The organism is Pseudomonas sp. 20P_3.2_Bac5 (assembly GCF_025466035.1).
Taxonomy (GTDB): Bacteria; Pseudomonadota; Gammaproteobacteria; order Pseudomonadales; family Pseudomonadaceae; genus Aquipseudomonas.
On record NZ_JANLOA010000128.1, the window covers coordinates 152,202 to 169,474 of the forward strand.

The following is a 17,273-nucleotide window of genomic DNA, read 5'->3' on the forward strand; positions in this document are numbered from 1 at the left end:
CCAGTGAGCCGTTTTGATGAAGCCTTCGTTGTCGTAGAAACCGCCGAGCAAGCTGTCGATCGCCTCGCGGCCCTGCACGAAAACGCGACTACCGCCTTGAGCCAGGCGCTCAAGCGCTACCTGAAGGACCGTACCGAGCCGGATGCGGACGAGCGTGCGCAGTTCCGTTATCCCGAACTGCGCCTGACCTATCACTACAACGGTGAGGTCGCCGCCACCACCCGCGCCTACGCCAAGGTCCAGTTGCCGGGCACCTATAGCGTCACCGTCACCCATCCGGCGGCATTCCGCGGCTACCTGCTGGAACAACTGCGCCCGTTGATGCAGGACTTCACCGTCACCGTCGAAGTGGGCGTCAGCGAACAGAACATTCCTTACCCCTACGTGGTCGAGCAGGGCGATGAACTGGCCGGCACCGGCATCACCGCCGCCGCGCTGGCGCGGGTGTTTCCGAGCACCGACCTGTCCGCCGCCACCGATGGTATCGCCGACGGCCTGTACGACTGGGGCAGCGCCGAGACCCTGCCGCTGGCGCTGTTCGACGCCGCGCGGGTGGACTTCTCGCTGCGCCGCCTGGTGCATTACACCGGCAGCGACTGGCGCCATGTGCAGCCGTGGATCCTGCTGACCAACTACCACCGTTACGTCGACCAGTTCATCAGCCATGGCCTTGAGCAATTGCGCGACGACCCGCGCTTCGTGCGCATGGTCCTGCCGGGCAACGTCATCATCGAAAAGGCCATGGACAACGGCGAGGCCCAGGCGCTGGTGGCCGGGGTGGTCTGGCACCGCTACCAGATGCCGGCCTATCACCTGATCGCCGCCGATGGCGACGGTGTCACCCTGGTCAACATCGGCGTCGGCCCGTCCAACGCCAAGAACATCACCGACCACTTGGCGGTGCTGCGTCCGCATTGCTGGCTGATGATCGGCCACTGCGGCGGCCTGCGGCAGTCGCAGACCATCGGTGACTACGTGCTGGCCCACGCCTACATGCGGCGCGACGGCATTCTCGACCGCGTGGTGCCGCCGAACATTCCGATCCCGGCCTTGGCCGAAGTGCAGATGGCCTTGCAGGAAGCGGCGGCGCAGGTCACCGGCGAACGTGGCGACGAACTGAAGAAACGCCTGCGCACCGGCACCGTGCTGACCTACGACGACCGCAACTGGGAACTGCGCTGGGCGCAGGAACGACCGTTGATCAACCTGTCGCGCGCCGTGGCGGTGGACATGGAAAGCGGCACTATCGCCGCTCAGGGTTATCGCCTGCGGGTGCCTTACGGCACGTTGCTGTGCGTCTCCGACAAGCCGCTGCACAGCGAGATCAAGTTGCCGGGCGCGGCCAACGCCTTCTACAACCGCGCCGTCAGCCAGCACTTGAAGATCGGCATCGCCGCCCTCGATCTGCTGCGCACCGAACTGAACTCGCTGCACTCGCGTAAACTGCGCAGTTTTGACGAGCCGCCGTTCCGCTGAGGCCCCATGCCGTTACCCCCACGCTCCACGCCGCGCCGCCCCGCGGCAAAACCCGCCGGTCCGCGACGCCCGCCCAAGGCGCCGCCGGCCGAGTCGCGGTTGATCCTGTTCAACAAGCCCTTCGACGTGCTGACCCAATTCAGCGACGGCGAGGGGCGGGCGACCCTCAAGGATTTCATCGCGGTGCCCGGCGTCTATCCCGCCGGTCGCCTCGACCGCGACAGCGAAGGCCTGCTGCTGCTGACCAACGACGGCCAGTTGCAGGCGCGCATCGCCGACCCGAAGCACAAGCTGCCGAAAACGTATTGGGTGCAGGTGGAAGGCGAGCCGAACGAAGAGCAGATCCAGCGCCTGCGCGACGGCGTCGAACTGAATGACGGCATGACCCTGCCGGCCCAGGCCCGGCAACTGCAAGAGCCGGAACTCTGGCCACGCAATCCGCCGGTGCGGTTTCGCAAGAGCGTGCCGACCTCTTGGCTGGAGTTGATCATCAAGGAAGGGCGTAACCGCCAGGTGCGACGAATGACCGCAGCGGTGGGGCTGCCGACCCTGCGTCTGGTGCGGGTCAGGATCGGCGACTGGACTGTGGACGGGCTTGAGCCAGGCCAGTGGAAGGAAGTGCCTGCGAAGCGCTGAGGCTTACTGATGAAGCTCGATCCAGGTGATCACCACGCTCTTGATGACGAAGGCGAGGACACCCAGGCCGAGCGCGAAAAACAGGATGAACGTGCCGAGTTTGCCGGCCTTGGACTTCTTTGCCAGGTCCCAGACGATGAAGCCCATGAAACCAATCAGGATGGTGACGAGGATGGTCATCATCCACTCTTCGAACAACACAGGATCCATCGATTTTCTCCGGCGGCGTGAGGCGCGCAAGTATACGCCTCACCCTCAGGGCTGACTAACGCAGGTGCGTCAGCGGCAGCTCCGTACTGGCCAACACTTGATTCAGGACAAAGCTTGAGCGAACGCTGGTCACGCCCTCGATACGGGTCAGGTGACCGAGCAGCAGTTTCTGGTAATGATCCATGTCCGGCACCACCACTTTGAGCTGGTAGTCGGCGTCCATCCCGGTGACCAGGCTGCATTCCAGCACCTGCGGCAGGTTGCGGATCGCCGCTTCGAAGGTTTCGAAGCGCTCGGGGGTGTGTCGGTCCATGCCGATCAGCACGTAGGCAGTCAGGCTAAGGCCGAGCTTCTTGCGGTCCAGCAGCGCGACCTGGCGGGAGATGAAGCCGTCGTCTTCCAGTTGCTTGACCCGGCGCGAGCAGGGCGAGGGCGACAGCCCGATGCGCTCGGCCAGTTCCTGGTTGGAGATGCGTGCGTCGCGCTGCAATTCGGCGAGAATGCTCAGGTCATAGCGGTCCAGCTTGCTCATCGATCAGGCCTTTTCTGTTTGAATTGCTGACAATTATTAATATTTAGTAAAAAATTGCGCAAGTGGTGTTTTTTTTCGCAATCTTCGCAATCCTCTATCACCTCTATTTTCCTATGATTGTTTCCAGAATCACTGCCCGGACACACGTCCACGGCGACTGACTCAATCAGGACAGTCGCGGCCAGCAATCCCACAGGGTTGTGCTTGGCCCCCGGGCTACACACGGTCCACAAGACAGGTGTGAGGTGAGCCGGCGTCACAAGCGCCGAGCCAGGACAAAATTCTCAAAGGGCGACCCAATGGTCGCCCTTTTTTAATGTCCGAGATTTCATCTGGCGACCGGAACTGCGCCTGCTAGAGTGGCGCTGTGATCATTTCCTACGATGAAAGAGGAACAGCATGACCTTGCGTATCTGGCCGTTGGTGGGTGTCGGCGTGCTCTGCCTGAGCCTGGGCGTCTATGCCGATGACGAGCGGGATCACCGCGGGCCTTCGGAGTCCCGAGGTGGCGAGCAGCACCAGCAGGGATCGCCGCTGGGCCAGCGGCCGGACGAAGTGCGACAGACCCAGCAGCCGCGCCAGGGCCATTACCAGGACATCCCCCGGCGCAACGATGGCAATCCGAACTGGCAGGGCAACCAGGGCGGTCAACGACCGCAGCAGCCGAACTGGAACGGCCGCCCCAGCGGGCATGGCAATGGCTGGGGCCCGGGGCCGCAGTATCGGCCGGGGCACACCATCGACCGTTTCCCTGATCGTTTTTCGCGGGTGCCGTATCGCGGCCAGGACTACTTTTTCTCTGGCGGCTACTGGTATCGCCCGCATGGCGGCGGCTACGTCGTGGTGACCCCGCCTTACGGCGTGCGGGTGAGCTACCTGCCGGATTACGCCCGCGAGATGTGGATCGGCGGGGCGTTGTTCTTCCTGGTGGCGGACACCTATTACCAGTACCTGAATGACAGCCGCGACTACGTGGTGGTCAATCCGCCGCAGGTCCAGCAGCCCGTGCCGGTGCAGGGCAGCGGCTATGACGTGATCGCCTACCCGATGCAGGGCCAGCCGCCGCAGCAGGTCGAGCAGGACCGCTACCAATGCCATCGCTGGGCGGTGGAGCAGAGTGGTTTCGACCCGGCCTATGCCACCCAGACGCCACCGGTGCAGGTGGCGGATACCTATCGGCGGGCGATGGGCGCTTGCATGGCGGGGCGGGGGTATAGCGTCAACTGATCTTGGGGCTCAATCGCTGGCGTGTCGGGGTGCCGAACCGCCGCGATTGAGGCCCTGGAGATCACCCCTAAACCGGATCCGCATGTACCAGCACCTCGGCCCGCGGATACTCCCGTGTGATCGCCGCTGCCGCGTCCTCGCACAACCCGTGCGCCTGGGTCAGCGGCAACGCCCCCGGCAATTCCAGATGCACCTGCACGAACCAGCGATTTCCCGAAACCCGCGTGCGCAGGTCATGCGCCCCGACCACGCCCGGCACCGCACACACCAGACCGAGCATCCGCTCGCTGACATCCGCCGGCAATTCCTCGTCCATCAGCGTGGCAAAGCTCTCGCGAGCGATGGTCAGCGCGCTCCAGAGGATGTAGACCGCAATCCCCAAGCCGAAAAACGCATCCAGTTGCGGCCAGCCAAACGCTGCCAGCAACAGGGCGACGAGGATGCTGCCGTTGAGCAGCAGGTCGGAACGGTAATGCAGCGAATCAGCCCGCACCGCCGTGGAGCCGGTGATGCGGATCACCCGCGCTTGCACCATCAGCAGCGCCACGGTGAGCACCAGCGACAACACCATCACCGCCACGCCCAGCCCGGCATTGCCCAGCGGCTGAGGGTTCTGCAGCCGCTCCACGGCCTGAAACGCGATCAGCACCGCACTGACACTGATAAACAGCGCCTGCGCCATGCCCGCCAGCGCTTCGGCCTTGCCGTGCCCGTAACGGTGATCTTCATCGGCGGGGCGCAGCGCGTAATGCACCGCGATCAGGTTGAGAAAGGACGCGGCGCCGTCGAGCAGCGAATCGGTCAGGCCGGCCAGCAGGCTGACCGAGCCGCTGAGCCACCAGGCGATCGCCTTGCTGACGATCAGGATGCACGCCACCGCCAGCGAAGCGCGGGTGGCGAGGCGCAGCAGGCGAGCGTGCTCGGCGGAGGTGGTGGTCATGTCAGGCGGCAGGAACCAGGCCGTACATCGCCAGTTGTTCGGTGCTGCCTTTGTGCTGGATCAGGCGTGGGTCGTTCAGCGGCAGACGCTGGCCCAGTTCGCTTTCGATAATGGCTTGCAGGCGGGTGTTGTCCACTTTGCCGTCAGCGCCGATGGCTTCGTTGAGCTTCTCTGGCGAGACCTGCGCGGTGCTGCCGCCCGGCAGGTAGATCGCGCCGCTGGCGAAGTCGATGCCGAAGGCGATCAGGCCGGGGATCACATAGAAGAGGATGCCGACCGCGTCGAGGGCGACGATCACCGGGTCGATCTTGCCTTCGATCTGGCCGCGGCGGTCGGGGTAGAACAGGGTGCCGCAGGCCGTGAGCTGGGTCAGCAGGGCCGCGATCAGGGCGCCGCCAGTGACACGGGAAGAAATACGCATTGAGAGTCTCCGCAATGAAAGCCGCAACGATACCGGCAAAAGGCCGGCTTCAGGGGATAAGACCATGATAGGGCAGGGTGGGTTCGCCGTTATACTCGCCCCATTGTTTGAGGGCTACCATGATTTCCTTACCGATTGATGCCGTTCTGCCAGCGCTGCGCGAAGCCTTGGCGCAACGCCACGAAGCCGTGCTCGAAGCACCGCCTGGCGCCGGCAAGACCACCCGCGTACCGCAGGCGCTGCTGAACGAGCCGTGGCTAGCCGGGCAGACCATCCTGATGCTCGAACCACGGCGCCTGGCCGCCCGCGCCGCCGCCGAACGACTGGCCAGCGAACTGGGCGAAAAGGTTGGCGAGACGGTGGGTTATCGCATCCGCCTGGACAGCAAGGTCGGCCCGCGCACGCGCATCGAAGTGGTCACCGAAGGTATCCTCACCCGCCGTCTGCAGGACGATCCGGCGCTGGAGGGCGTCGGCCTGCTGATCTTCGACGAGTACCACGAACGCAGCCTTGATGCCGACCTCGCCCTGGCCTTGAGCCTCAATGGTCGCGAACTGCTGCGCGATGATTCGCCGCTGAAAATCCTGCTGATGTCCGCCACCCTCGAAGGTGAACGCCTATCGGCGCTGCTGGACGATGCCCCGGTGATCAGCAGCGAGGGCCGCATGTTCCCGGTGCAGATGCGCTGGAGCCGCCCGTTCCAGCCAGGCGAGTACATCGAGCCACGGGTTGTGGACACGGTGCTGCAGGCGCTGGACGACGAAAGCGGCAGCCTGCTGGTGTTCCTGCCGGGTCAGGCCGAGATTCGCCGCGTGCACCAGTCGTTGCAGGAAGCGCTGGCGGGCCGCGCCGGCATTCTGCTGTGCCCGCTGCATGGCGAACTCGACCTGTCTGCCCAGCGCGCCGCCATCGAGCCAGCTCCGGCAGGCATGCGCAAGGTGGTGCTGGCGACCAACATCGCCGAGACCAGCCTGACCATCGATGGCGTGCGGGTGGTGGTGGATGCCGGCTTGGCGCGGGTGCCGCGTTTCGACCCCGGCAGCGGCATGACCCGCCTCGATACCCAGCGTATTTCCCGCGCCGGCGCGACCCAGCGTGCGGGTCGCGCCGGGCGTCTGGAGCCGGGCGTGTGTTACCGGCTGTGGTCCGAGGCCCAGCACGAACAACTGGCCGCCTATGGCACCGCGGAAATCATCCAGGCCGACCTCTCCGGGCTGGCCCTGCAACTCAGTCGCTGGGGCGTGACCCCGGCGCAATTGCGCTGGCTCGATGTGCCGCCCGCCGCCGCGTACGCCCAGGCCCAGGACCTGCTTCTACGCCTCGGCGCGCTGACGGCGCAACGCCTCGGCCTCACCGCGCACGGCCAGTCGATGGCCGAGCTGCCGGCGCATCCGCGTATTGCCCACTTACTGCTGCGCGGCCAGGACCTCGGCCTGACCGCGATGGCCTGTGATGTCGCCGCCTTGCTCGGCGAGCGCGACATTCTTCGCGGTGCGGGCGCCGACCTGCACAGCCGCTTGAGCCTGCTCAGCGGTGAGACCCGCGCCAACCGTGGCGGCCAAGGTGGCGTGCAGCGGGCGCGGCAGTTGTCGCGCCAGTACCGTGGCTATCTGCGGGGCAAACCCGGCGCCGCCGTCGCCGACCCGGATCACCCGCGCTGGCTCGGCGCGCTGCTGGCGCTGGCCTACCCGGACCGGGTGGCCCAGCAGCGCCGCGCCGGGGGCGCCGAGTACCGGTTGGCCAATGGTCGCGCCGCGCAGTTCGGCGAGGCCGATGCGTTGATGAAAGAGCCCTGGTTGGTGGTCGCCGACCTCGGCAGTCGCCAGGGCCAGCGCGAAGAGCGCATCTATCTGGCTGCCGAGCTTGATCCGGCGCTGTTCGATGACGTGCTCGCCGAGCAGGTCAGCGTGGTCGAGCAACTGGAGTGGGATGAAAAGGAAAACGTCCTGCGCGCCGAGCGCCAGCGCAAGCTTGGCGAACTGGTGCTCAGCCGCGAACCGCTGACCGGTCTCGACGACGACGCCCGTGCCCGCGCCTTGCTCGACCTGGTGCGGCGCAAGGGCTTGGCGCTGCTGTCATGGACCCCGGAACTGCGCCAGTGGCAGGCGCGGGTGGCGCTGCTGCGCCAACTCGATCTCGCCGCGGGCGCTGAGAGCGAATGGCCGGACCTGAGCGACGACGCCTTGCTGGCGACCCTGCCGGACTGGCTGCAGCCGTACCTGGGCAAGGTCACCCGCCTGAGCCACTTCGCCCAGCTCGACCTCTCCTCGATCCTGCGCAATTTGCTGCCGTGGCCGCTACCGCAGCGCCTGGACGAATGGGCGCCGGTGCATATCAGCGTGCCCTCGGGTTCGAACATCCGCGTCGATTACAGCGAGCACCCGCCGGTGCTGGCGGTCCGCATGCAGGAACTGTTCGGCCTGGCCGACACGCCGCGCATCGCCCAAGGCCGGCAGACGGTGTTGTTGCACCTGCTGTCGCCGGCGCGGCGGCCGGTGCAGGTGACCCAGGACCTGGCGAACTTCTGGCGCAGTACCTACGCCGAAGTGAAGAAGGATTTGAAGGGGCGCTATCCGAAGCACTATTGGCCGGATGACCCGCTGGTGGCGGAAGCGACGGCGCGGGCCAAGCCGCGGGGGACCTGAGTGCGCCGTAAAGCGCACTCAGGTTTCAGGTGACTCTCAGCCAGCTTCCGAAAAGTCAGCAACCTGCACATTCCGCCGGAAGCCGCTGGTCAGCACCAGCAGGTAGACCACGCCGACGCCGAACCAGGCCAGGCCGATGCTCAGGGTCAGGGCGGACAGGCTGGTCCACAGCCACAGCGTCAGGGCCAGGCCGACCAGCGGCACCACGCCGTGCAGCAGCAGGTTTTTCGGCTGGCCTTTGGCGAACAGGTGGGTGCGCAGCACGGCCATGTTCACCGCCGAGAAGGCCACCAGTGCGCCGAAGCTGATCAGCGATGCCAGCGTTCCCAGGTCGATGACCAGCGCCACCAGCGAAATCAGCGACACCAGCAGGGTCGCGTTGACCGGGGTGCCGAAGCGCGCCGACAGGGTGCCGAAGCAGCGCTCGGACAGCAGCTTGTCGCGGCCCATGCTGTAGATGATCCGCGAGACGGCCGCTTGCGAAGCCAGTGCCGAGCCCAGGCTGCCGGCCACGAAGGCCGCAGTGAAGAAGTTGGCGAGGAATTGGCCGCCGACCGTGAACATCACTTCATTGGCGGCAGTGTCGGCGTTTTCGAAGTGGCTGCCCGGGATCGCCAACTGACTGAGGTAGGCCAGCACGGTGAACAGCACGCCCGCCGCCAGGGTGGTCAGCATGATCGCGCGCGGCACGGTGCGGCGGGCGTCACGGGTTTCCTCGGCGAGGGTCGATACGGCGTCGAAGCCCAGGAACGACAGGCACAGGATCGCGGCGCCAGCCATCAGCGGGTTGAAGCCAGGCTTGCTGCCGTCGCCCAGCAGCGGCGAGAGGTAGTCGACCGGCCCGCCATTGCCCAGCGAGTGACAGGACAGGGCCACGAAAACCACGATGAAAATCACCTGCGCGCCGACGATCAGGTTGCTCGCCTTGGCGACCGAGCGGATCCCGAGGACGTTGAGCACGGTCACCAGGGCGATCGACACCAGGACGAAAACCCAGGCCGGAATGGCGGGGAAGGCGATGTTCAGGAACAGCCCGATCAACAGGTAGTTGATCATCGGGATGAACAGGTAATCGAGCAGCAGCGACCAGCCGGCGAGGAAGCCGACATTCGAGCCGAAGGCGATATTGGTGTAGGAGTAAGCCGAACCCGCTACCGGAAAGCGGCGAACCATGATGCCGTAGGACGCGGCGGTGAAGAGCATGGCGGCGAGGGTCACCAGGTAGGCGCCTGCGGTTCTGCCACCGGTGGTTTCGGTCACGATGCCGTAGGTGGTGAAGATGGTGAGCGGCACCATGTACACCAGCCCGAAAAAGACCAGGGCGGGCAGCCCCAGCACGCGACGAAGTTGTTCGTCACCCTTCTCTGTGAGGGTGTGATTGCTAGTGGTCATCTGGAATCCCGTTATTTTTTTTATACGGTTGCACGCATGAACCATGCGGTGGCGATACCTGCCGATGCTGTCCTGTGTGCGGGCTAGGCTAGCAGCCGGGGACAAAGCACCGTAAGCGAATTGATAGTGCATGCGCGCAAGGTGTGATTGCCGAGATGCCCGGTCTAGAGCGCTAGCGCCTTCAGGCGTTGAACCCCAGTGCCGCCGAAATCTCCCCGCTCGCCGCCAGCAGGGCATCGAGAAACGCCTCCTGCGCTGCGGGCGTGTTCATTACCGCGTCAGGACCGGACAGGTTGATCGCGGCGGTGATGGCGCCGCTGTGATCGCGGATTCCGGTGGCGATGGCGGTGGAGTAATCCGAGCGGTGCAGTACCCAGCCGCGTTCACGGTCTTCGGAGATCAACCGGCGCAGTTCCGGCAGGGTGCGCGGCGCGGGCGGCGGATAGTCATCGAGGCGCACGTGCTGGTAAAGCTGGCTCAGTTCGTTGTCGTTCAAGGCCGTCAGCAGTACCCGGCCCAGGGCTGTGCCGTGACAGGGCAGGCGGGTGCCGATGGGGATGTTCACCGTCAGGCGCTGCGGGGCGAAGGCGCGGTAGATGTAGAGGCTGTCGGTTTGTTCGCGAATGCTCAGGTGACAGGACAGCGAGGTGCGGTCACGCAGGTCGTTGAGGTGGGGCATGGCAACTTCGACGATGTCGCGGCTGGCGAGGTAGGCGAAGCCGTCGGAAATGACCCGGCTGCCCAGCTCGAAGTCGCTGCGCCCGACCTTGCGCAGGTAGCCCATGTCCACCAGCGTTTGCACGATGCGGTAGACGGCGGAGGCGCTGACCGCCAGGCGCTCGGCCATGTCCTGCATGCTCAGGGTGCGCTGGCGAGCGTTGAACATGCCGAGGATGGCGAGGCCGCGTTGCAGCGCGGGGACGTGGTAGTCGGTGGGTTCGATGGCGGTCATTGGGGTCTCCTGAGAGGGCCGCAGAGCGGCCCCAAAATAGATCAGCCAAGCAAACTCTCAAGGCTCACCGGCAACCCCCCAAACTCCCCCATCGCATCCAGCAGCGCGTCCTGGAAATACGCCAACGAAGCCCGATCAAAAAGAATGTGGAACCGCGCCAACTCCGCGTTCCCGGCATTGATCACAATCGCATTGAGCCGCGCCACCGAGGTCTGCGCCACGCTCCCCACAGGGAAGGCTTCGCTGCGCAGGTCGACGCCGCACAGCTTGGCCATCACCTCGGCGATATGCCGCCCCGAAAGCTGCACCCAGGCATGGCTGTCCTGGCGCGGCAGCAGATAATTGCGCTGCTCGCTGAACTGCCAGCCAGCTTCTTCGGTGGCAATGCGCTCGCCGCGATCCACCAGGCTGCCCAGCAGCAGATACTCGGTCTGCGACAGCCGCGCCACCAGTGTGCCGTCGGCGAGAAACACGGCCTGGTTGGGTGCCGGCGGCAGTTCGTAGCCACGCTGTTGCAGCCAGGCGGCGGTGTCGGCGCCGCGAAAGCCCACTCGCGGCAGGTCGGTCAGGTCGATGAGCGCGCAGCGCTCGATAGGGTTGAGGCTGGTCATGGCTCAGAGCTCCTGGCGCTGGTTGTCGGGGTCGTAGAACGGCAGTTTCACCACGGTGGCCTGAACCACTTCGCCGCCTTCGACACGGATCGGGATGCGCATGCCCGGCTCGGCCTGGTCGGCGCCGGCGTAGGCCAGGCCAATGATCTGGCCCAGTGTCGCGGAGTACTCGCAGGAGGTGACGTTGCCGCTGATGTCCGCACCGCTGAGCACCAGGTGACCTTCCAGCGGCTGGCTGCTGCCCTTGGGCAGGCTGAAGCCCACCAGTTTGCGCTTGAGCGGCTGGCGTTCGAGGATCTCGATCGAGCGCTTGCCGACGAAGAACGGCTTCTTGCGACCGATCGCCCACTGCATGTCGATCTCGCCGGGGTGGGTCATGCCGTCGGTGTCCTGGCTGATGATTACGTGGCCTTTTTCCAGGCGCAGCAGGCGCTGGCTTTCCACGCCGAACGGACGAATACCGAACGCGGCGCCGGCTTCCATCAGCACGTCCCAGAGTTTGCCGCCATGGCGCGCCGGCACATGGATCTCGTAGCCCAACTCACCGACGAAACCGACCCGCATCAGCCGCGCTGGAATTCCCGCCACGCTGCCAGTGCGCACCGCCAGATAAGGAAAGCCCTCGGCGGACAGATCGACGTCCGCGCAGAGCTTCTCCAGCACCTTGCGCGACAGCGGCCCCGCCACGTTCACCGCGGCCAGGGCGGCGGTGACGTTGGTGATGTCGACGTCCAGGCGCCATTGTGCATTCCACTTGAGCATCTGCTGGTAGATGCGATCGACGCCGCTGGTGGTGGCGGTGACGTAGAAGTGGTGTTCGGCCATGCGGGCGATGACGCCGTCGTCGATCACCACGCCATGCTCGTTGGTCATCAGGCCATAGCGGGTGCGGCCGACTGGCTGTTTTTTGAACGGCATGGTGTACATGCGCTCCAGCAACTCGGCGGCATCCGCGCCGCGCACGTCGAGGCCGCCGAGGGTCGAGACGTCGATCAGGCCGACCTTCTCGCGCACCTGGCGAACCTCGTCCTGCATGCAGCGCTCGCGCTCGCCGGGCTGGCCGTAAAAGGCCGGGCGCTGCCAGATGCCGGCGGGCATCAGCTTGGCGCCGGCGGCGACATGACGGCTGTGCATGGCGGTTTGGCGATACGGGTCGAAGGCGCGGCCGGCGACGTGGGCGAGTTTTTCCGCTTCGAACGGCGGCCGGGCGGTGGTCACCCCGGTTTCGCTGATGCTGCGCTGGGTCGCCTGGGCGACCAGTCGCGCGGTCGGCAGCGCCGAGTGGCGGCCCTGGGACGGGCCCATGCCGACCGTGGAGAAGCGCTTGACCAGTTGCACGTCGCGGTAGCCGCTGCGGGTGGCGTTGACGATATCGCGCACTTGCAGGTCTTCGTCGAAGTCGACGAAATCCTTGCCCTTGGGGTGGGCGAAGATCGGCCAGTCGAAATTGACCCGGGCCTCGCCGGCGAAGGTGACGTCGCCGATGCCCGGCGCCAGTCCCAGCGCCTGCACGGCGGCGGCGGCAACCCGGCTGCCGTCGAGCAGCACATTGTCCAGTTGATGGCGGCCATTCACCGAACCGGCGACGGTCAGGCCGTCGGGCAGCCCGCTGATGGCGAACTCGGCGCGCTGTTCGTCGTAGGCCAGCTTGCCGCCCGCCTGGCACAGCAACTGGTAGACCGGCATGTAGCCGGCGGACATGCACAGCAGGTCGCAGTCCAGCGTCAGGCCGTGTTCGGCGACCTGGCCCTGGGCGGTGATGCGACGGATGTCCACGCCGCTGACGTGGCGCATGCCTTTGTCGTGCAGCGCTTCATAGACGGTGCTGCCGACATGCACGGGGATGCCCTGTTTCTCCAGCGCGACTTTCAGTGCCATGTCGGCGGGTTGCTGGCGCATGTCCACCAGCGCCGCGACCTTCACGCCCTGTTCGGCGAGGTCGAGGGCGGCGAGGTAGCCGTCGTCGTTGCCGCTCAACACCACCGCGCAGTTGCCCGGCTTGACCGCGTACAGCTTCATCAGCCGTTGCGCGGCGCTGGCGAGCATCACGCCCGGCAGGTCGTTGTTGCGGAACACCACCGGCTGGTCGAAGGACCCGGCGGCGACGATGCACTGCTTCGCCCGCACCTTGTACATGCGCCGGCCCTGGATCACCGGCAGGTAGTTGTCGGTAAACCAGGCGTTGCAGGTGGCCTGGGTCAGCACCTGAATATTGGCGTGGCCTTGCACCGCGTCCACCAGCTCGCGGCGCAGGGTTTGCGCGCGCTGGCCGTCGGCGTCGAAGCGGGCGTAGGTCAGCGCGCCGCCGAGCAGCGCCTGCTGTTCCACCAGCAGCACCCGCGCCCCGGCATTGGCGGCGGTGAGGGCGGCGCTGAGTCCGGCGGGGCCGGCGCCGATGATCGCCACATCAACAAACAGGTACGCCTTGTCGTAGTACTGCGGCTTGAAGTTGAGGTCGAGCACGCCGAGGCCGGCTTTCTTGCGGATCAGCGGTTCCCAGACTTTCCACATGCCCTTGGGCTTGTAGAACGAGCGGTAGTAGAAACCCACCGGCATGAAGCGCGAGAACTTGCCCAGGTACGCGTCCTTGTCGTTGTCCAGCGAGCCGTTGAAGTTTTGTCCGGTGACGGTCATGCCAGCGTCGATGGCGTGCGCATCAGCCAGCACGTTGGGTTCGTCCGGCAGTTGCACCAGGGTGTTGGCGTCTTGCCCGGCCATGGTCAGCGGGCCGCGCGGGCGGTGGTATTTGAACGAGCGCGAGAGCAGCCAGCGGCCGTTGGCGAGCAGGGCGCTGGCGATGCTGTCGCCGGCGAAGCCCTGGTAGTCGGTGCCGTCGAAACTGAAGCGCAGGGGCTGCTCGCGGTCGATCAGCAGGCCCATCGGAGCGGGGAGGCGGTTCATCCGGCGATCTCCTCGGTGCGCGGGGCGAACTCGACCCGCTGGGTGAAGATTTCCTTCGCGTCGAAGGTGCGAATGATCTGGTCGGTGACGGTGTGGCGCTCGGCGAGGAACCAGTAGCTGGAGGCGTTGTGCAGCCACCACTCGCGGACGACGCCGGCGAGGTTGTCGCTGTTGAACACGTAGTCGGCCCATTCGGCGTCGCTGCAGGTGGCCGGGTCGGGCATCGCCTTGAACTCGCCACCGTAGGTGAACTCGCTGATGTTTCTCGGCCCGTTGAGCGGGCAGTGCATGATTTTCATGACGTTCCCCTTTAGTGGCTGGCCGCGGTGGCGCCCATTTCGTTGACCTGCTGGAAGGTGCTGAAGCGCTCCAGGGCGAACGGCTTGATCAGCTCCGGCACGCGGCCGCCGCTGGCCACCAGCTCGGCCATGGTCTTGCCGCAGATCGGCGTCGACTTGAAGCCCCAGGTGCCCCAGCCGGCATCGAGGTAATAGTTCTGCACCGGCGACAGGCCCATGATCGGGCTGTAGTCCGGGGTCATGTCGGTGATCCCGGCCCACTGGCGCATCAGCTTGGCGTTGGCCATGAACGGGAACATCTCGATGGCGTGGGCCAGCAGGCTTTCCTTGAGGTCCAGGGTCGAGCGGGTGTTGTACAGCGGGTACGGATCGGAGCCGCCGCCGAAGACGATTTCGCCACGGCTGGTCTGTTGCACGTAGCAGTGCAGGGCGGACGAACTCACCAGCGGGTCGAGGAACGGCTTGAACGGCTGGGTGACCATGGCCTGCAACGGGTAGGTGTGAATCGGCGCACGAATCCCGGCCTTTTGCAGCATCAGCGAGCTGGCGCCGGCGATGGCTTGCACCGCGCAGCCGCACTTCACCGTGCCGCGGTTGGTCTTCACCGCGGTGATACGGCCGTGCTCGATAACCAGGTCCTGCACTTCGGTGAGCTGGTGGATTTCCACCCCGCGCTTGGCCGCCTGCTTGGCGTAGCCCCAGGCCACGGCGTCGTGGCGCGCGGTGGCGCCGTCGATGTGCCAGAGCCCGGCGATCACCGGCAGGTGGCCGGGGTCGAGGTTGAGGGTCGGCACCAGTTCGCGGATCTGCTGGCGGTCGAGCATCTCGGTGCGGCCACCGAAGTGCTTGTTCACTTCGGCGCGCTGGCGGAAGGCGCGCACCGTGGCGTCGGTGTGGGCCAGGGTGAGCTGGCCGCGCTCGGAGTACATGATGTTGAAGTCGAACTCGTTGGAGAGCTCCTGGAACATCTTCACCGACTCGATATAGAAGCGCACGCCCTCGCTGGTCAGGTAGTTGGAGCGGATCACCGCAGTGTTGCGTGCGGTATTGCCGCCGCCGAGGTAGGACTTTTCCAGCACCGCGACATTGGTGATGCCGTGGTACTTGGCCAGGTAATAGGCGATGGCCAGTCCATGGCCGCCGGCGCCGATGATGACCACGTCGTAGGACGGCTTGAGTTCGGTCGGCGGCGGCAGATCGACTTCCGCCGGGTATTCGGAGCTCAGGCCGTATTTCAGGAGATTGAAGGGCATGCGGCCTCCGGATGCTCAGCGAAAGTGACCGACGCCGGTTGTTGCAGACGGGCGGCGGTCAGGGTGTTTTTCATCAGGAAGGCGATGGTCATCGGGCCGACGCCACCGGGCACCGGGGTGATGGCTGAGACGGTGGGCAGGGCGCTGTCGAAATCGACGTCACCCACCAGCCGCGAGCGTTCGCCTTCGCTGATGCGGTTGATGCCGACATCGATCACCACCGCGCCGGGCTTGAGCCAGTCGGCGTCCACCAGGCGCGGGCGGCCGACGGCGGCGACGACGATGTCGGCCTGGCGGCACAGTTCCTTCAGGTTGGCGCTGCGCGAATGGACCACGGTCACCGTGCAGTGCGCCTTGAGCAGCAGCGCGGCCATCGGCTTGCCGACGATATTGGAGCGGCCGATCACCACCGCATGCTGGCCGGCGAGGTCGCCGCAGGTGTCCTGCAACAGGCGCAGGCAGCCAGCGGGGGTGCAGGGCGTGAGCACGTCGCGGCCCTGGCTGAGGCCGCCGACGTTCTCGGCGTGAAAACCGTCGACGTCTTTCAGCGGGTCGATGGCCTGCAGCACGCGGGTTTCGTCGATATGCCCCGGCAGCGGCAATTGCACGAGGATGCCGTGCACGTCGCGGTCGGCATTCAATTGCGCGATCAGCGCCAGCAGCGCGGATTCATCGGTCTCCGCCGGCAGTTTGTGTTCCAGCGAGCGAATGCCGCATTCCTCGGCGCGCAGCACCTTGTTGCGCACATAGACCTGGCTGGCCGGGTCCTGGCCGACCAGCACCACCGCCAGCGCGGGGGTGATGCCTTCGGTTTTCATCGCCTGCACCTGGCTTTTCACTTCGGCGAGGACACGGGCGGCGGCGGCCTTGCCGTCGATGATTTTTGGGGAGATAGGAGTGTTCACCGGAAGATCACCGTGCGGTCGTCGTTGAGGAAGACCCGGTGCTCCAGGTGGTATTTCACCGCCTTGGACAGGGCCACGGTTTCGGTATCACGGCCTACATTGACCAGGTCGTCGGACAGGTAGCTGTGGTCCACGCGCTGCACTTCCTGCTCGATGATCGGGCCTTCGTCGAGGTCCGAGGTCACGTAGTGCGCGGTGGCGCCGATCAGCTTCACGCCGCGGGCGTAGGCCTGGTGGTACGGCTTGGCGCCCTTGAAGCCGGGCAGGAACGAGTGGTGGATGTTGATGGCGCGGCCGGCAAGCTGTTTGCACAGGTCATCGGAAAGGATCTGCATGTAGCGGGCGAGCACCACCAGCTCGGTGCCGGTTTCTTCGACGATCTGCAGCAGCGCCGCTTCCTGTTGTGACTTGGTGTCCCGGGTCACCGGCAGGTAGATGAAGCGGATGCCCTCGCGTTCGGCCATCGGGCGCAGGTCGAGGTGGTTGGAGACGATGGCGGTGATCTGCATGTCCATCTCGCCCTTGTGGTGGCGGTAGAGCAGGTCGGCGAGGCAGTGGTCGTATTTGCTGACCATCAGCAGCACGCGCATCGGCTGCGCGCTGCCGTGCAGGCTCCATTGCATGTCGAGGCGCCGGGCCACCGGGTCGAAGCCTTGCTCGACCTCATCGATGTCGCCTTCGTAGTGATCGTTGAAACGGAACACCGCACGCATGAAGAAACGCCCGCTGGTCTCGTCGTCGAACTGCGACATTTCGCTGATGTAGCAGCCTTTTTCCGCCAGGTAAGTGGTAACCGCCGCGACGATGCCGGACGTTGCCGGACAACTGATCTTGAGGATGTAGTGGCTGGTGGCGTGTTGCATTTCAGGTCCT

Annotated in this window: 16 protein-coding genes; 4 read left to right on the plus strand and 12 right to left on the minus strand. The window is 65.6% G+C overall.

Annotated elements, in window-relative coordinates; translation table 11 throughout:
• Positions 1 to 3 precede the first annotated feature (3 nt).
• Positions 4 to 1,476 (plus strand): AMP nucleosidase, encoded by a 1,473-nt coding sequence (amn, locus tag NTD88_RS24565; RefSeq protein ID WP_095159300.1) that lies wholly within the window; start codon positions 4 to 6, stop codon positions 1,474 to 1,476.
• A gap of 6 nt (positions 1,477 to 1,482) precedes the next feature.
• Positions 1,483 to 2,112, plus strand: a complete 630-nt coding sequence (locus NTD88_RS24570; protein ID WP_095159299.1) for a pseudouridine synthase — start codon at positions 1,483 to 1,485, stop codon at positions 2,110 to 2,112.
• 3 nt (positions 2,113 to 2,115) lie between these two features.
• Here the strand turns inward: NTD88_RS24570 and NTD88_RS24575 are convergent, their stop codons facing one another.
• Together NTD88_RS24575 and NTD88_RS24580 are read right to left on the minus strand one after the other, a co-directional pair.
• Positions 2,116 to 2,322, minus strand: a complete 207-nt coding sequence (locus tag NTD88_RS24575) for a DUF2788 domain-containing protein (RefSeq protein ID WP_095159298.1) — start codon at positions 2,320 to 2,322, stop codon at positions 2,116 to 2,118.
• Between the two features lie 55 nt (positions 2,323 to 2,377).
• On the minus strand, positions 2,378 to 2,854 hold the full coding sequence (locus NTD88_RS24580; RefSeq protein WP_009394930.1) for an Lrp/AsnC family transcriptional regulator: 477 nt from the start codon (positions 2,852 to 2,854) through the stop codon (positions 2,378 to 2,380).
• Between the two features lie 399 nt (positions 2,855 to 3,253).
• Here NTD88_RS24580 and NTD88_RS24585 point away from each other — a divergent pair, with 399 nt between their 5' ends.
• A complete protein-coding gene (locus tag NTD88_RS24585) occupies positions 3,254 to 4,081 on the plus strand; it encodes a DUF6515 family protein (RefSeq protein WP_262154023.1) in 828 nt (275 codons plus the stop codon).
• 67 nt (positions 4,082 to 4,148) lie between these two features.
• Here NTD88_RS24585 and NTD88_RS24590 read toward each other — a convergent pair whose 3' ends face one another.
• Both NTD88_RS24590 and NTD88_RS24595 read right to left on the minus strand, forming a co-directional pair.
• The gene (locus NTD88_RS24590) at positions 4,149 to 5,021 is read right to left on the minus strand and encodes a cation diffusion facilitator family transporter (protein WP_095159296.1); all 873 of its coding nucleotides are present in this window, start codon (positions 5,019 to 5,021) and stop codon (positions 4,149 to 4,151) included.
• Between the two features lies 1 nt (position 5,022).
• Complete coding sequence (locus tag NTD88_RS24595) at positions 5,023 to 5,442, minus strand: polyribonucleotide nucleotidyltransferase (RefSeq protein WP_095159295.1); 420 nt, start codon at positions 5,440 to 5,442, stop codon at positions 5,023 to 5,025.
• A 119-nt stretch (positions 5,443 to 5,561) separates the two neighbouring features.
• Here NTD88_RS24595 and hrpB point away from each other — a divergent pair, with 119 nt between their 5' ends.
• Positions 5,562 to 8,087, plus strand: a complete 2,526-nt coding sequence (hrpB, locus tag NTD88_RS24600; protein WP_262154024.1) for an ATP-dependent helicase HrpB — start codon at positions 5,562 to 5,564, stop codon at positions 8,085 to 8,087.
• Between the two features lie 36 nt (positions 8,088 to 8,123).
• Here hrpB and NTD88_RS24605 read toward each other — a convergent pair whose 3' ends face one another.
• From NTD88_RS24605 to purU, 8 genes are all read right to left on the minus strand, one after another.
• Positions 8,124 to 9,479 (minus strand): APC family permease, encoded by a 1,356-nt coding sequence (locus NTD88_RS24605; protein WP_262154025.1) that lies wholly within the window; start codon positions 9,477 to 9,479, stop codon positions 8,124 to 8,126.
• 181 nt (positions 9,480 to 9,660) lie between these two features.
• Complete coding sequence (locus tag NTD88_RS24610; RefSeq protein WP_262154026.1) at positions 9,661 to 10,431, minus strand: IclR family transcriptional regulator; 771 nt, start codon at positions 10,429 to 10,431, stop codon at positions 9,661 to 9,663.
• Positions 10,432 to 10,472: 41 nt separating this feature from the next.
• Positions 10,473 to 11,042 carry a sarcosine oxidase subunit gamma gene (locus NTD88_RS24615; protein ID WP_262154027.1) on the minus strand — a complete coding sequence of 190 codons (570 nt, stop codon included), beginning with the start codon at positions 11,040 to 11,042 and terminating at the stop codon, positions 10,473 to 10,475.
• 3 nt (positions 11,043 to 11,045) lie between these two features.
• A complete protein-coding gene (locus NTD88_RS24620; RefSeq protein WP_262154028.1) occupies positions 11,046 to 13,943 on the minus strand; it encodes a 2Fe-2S iron-sulfur cluster-binding protein in 2,898 nt (965 codons plus the stop codon).
• Complete coding sequence (locus NTD88_RS24625; RefSeq protein WP_262154029.1) at positions 13,940 to 14,242, minus strand: sarcosine oxidase subunit delta; 303 nt, start codon at positions 14,240 to 14,242, stop codon at positions 13,940 to 13,942. Before NTD88_RS24625 ends, NTD88_RS24620 begins: the two co-directional genes overlap by 4 nt.
• Positions 14,243 to 14,253: 11 nt before the next feature.
• Positions 14,254 to 15,495, minus strand: a complete 1,242-nt coding sequence (locus NTD88_RS24630) for an FAD-dependent oxidoreductase (protein WP_095159288.1) — start codon at positions 15,493 to 15,495, stop codon at positions 14,254 to 14,256.
• Positions 15,477 to 16,388 carry a bifunctional methylenetetrahydrofolate dehydrogenase/methenyltetrahydrofolate cyclohydrolase FolD gene (folD, locus tag NTD88_RS24635; RefSeq protein ID WP_410017311.1) on the minus strand — a complete coding sequence of 304 codons (912 nt, stop codon included), beginning with the start codon at positions 16,386 to 16,388 and terminating at the stop codon, positions 15,477 to 15,479. The genes NTD88_RS24630 and folD overlap by 19 nt, the downstream gene beginning before the upstream one ends.
• 8 nt (positions 16,389 to 16,396) lie before the next feature.
• Positions 16,397 to 17,263: a formyltetrahydrofolate deformylase gene (gene purU / locus NTD88_RS24640; RefSeq protein ID WP_095159287.1), complete on the minus strand. Its 867-nt coding sequence runs from the start codon at positions 17,261 to 17,263 to the stop codon at positions 16,397 to 16,399.
• Positions 17,264 to 17,273: the final 10 nt, after the last annotated feature.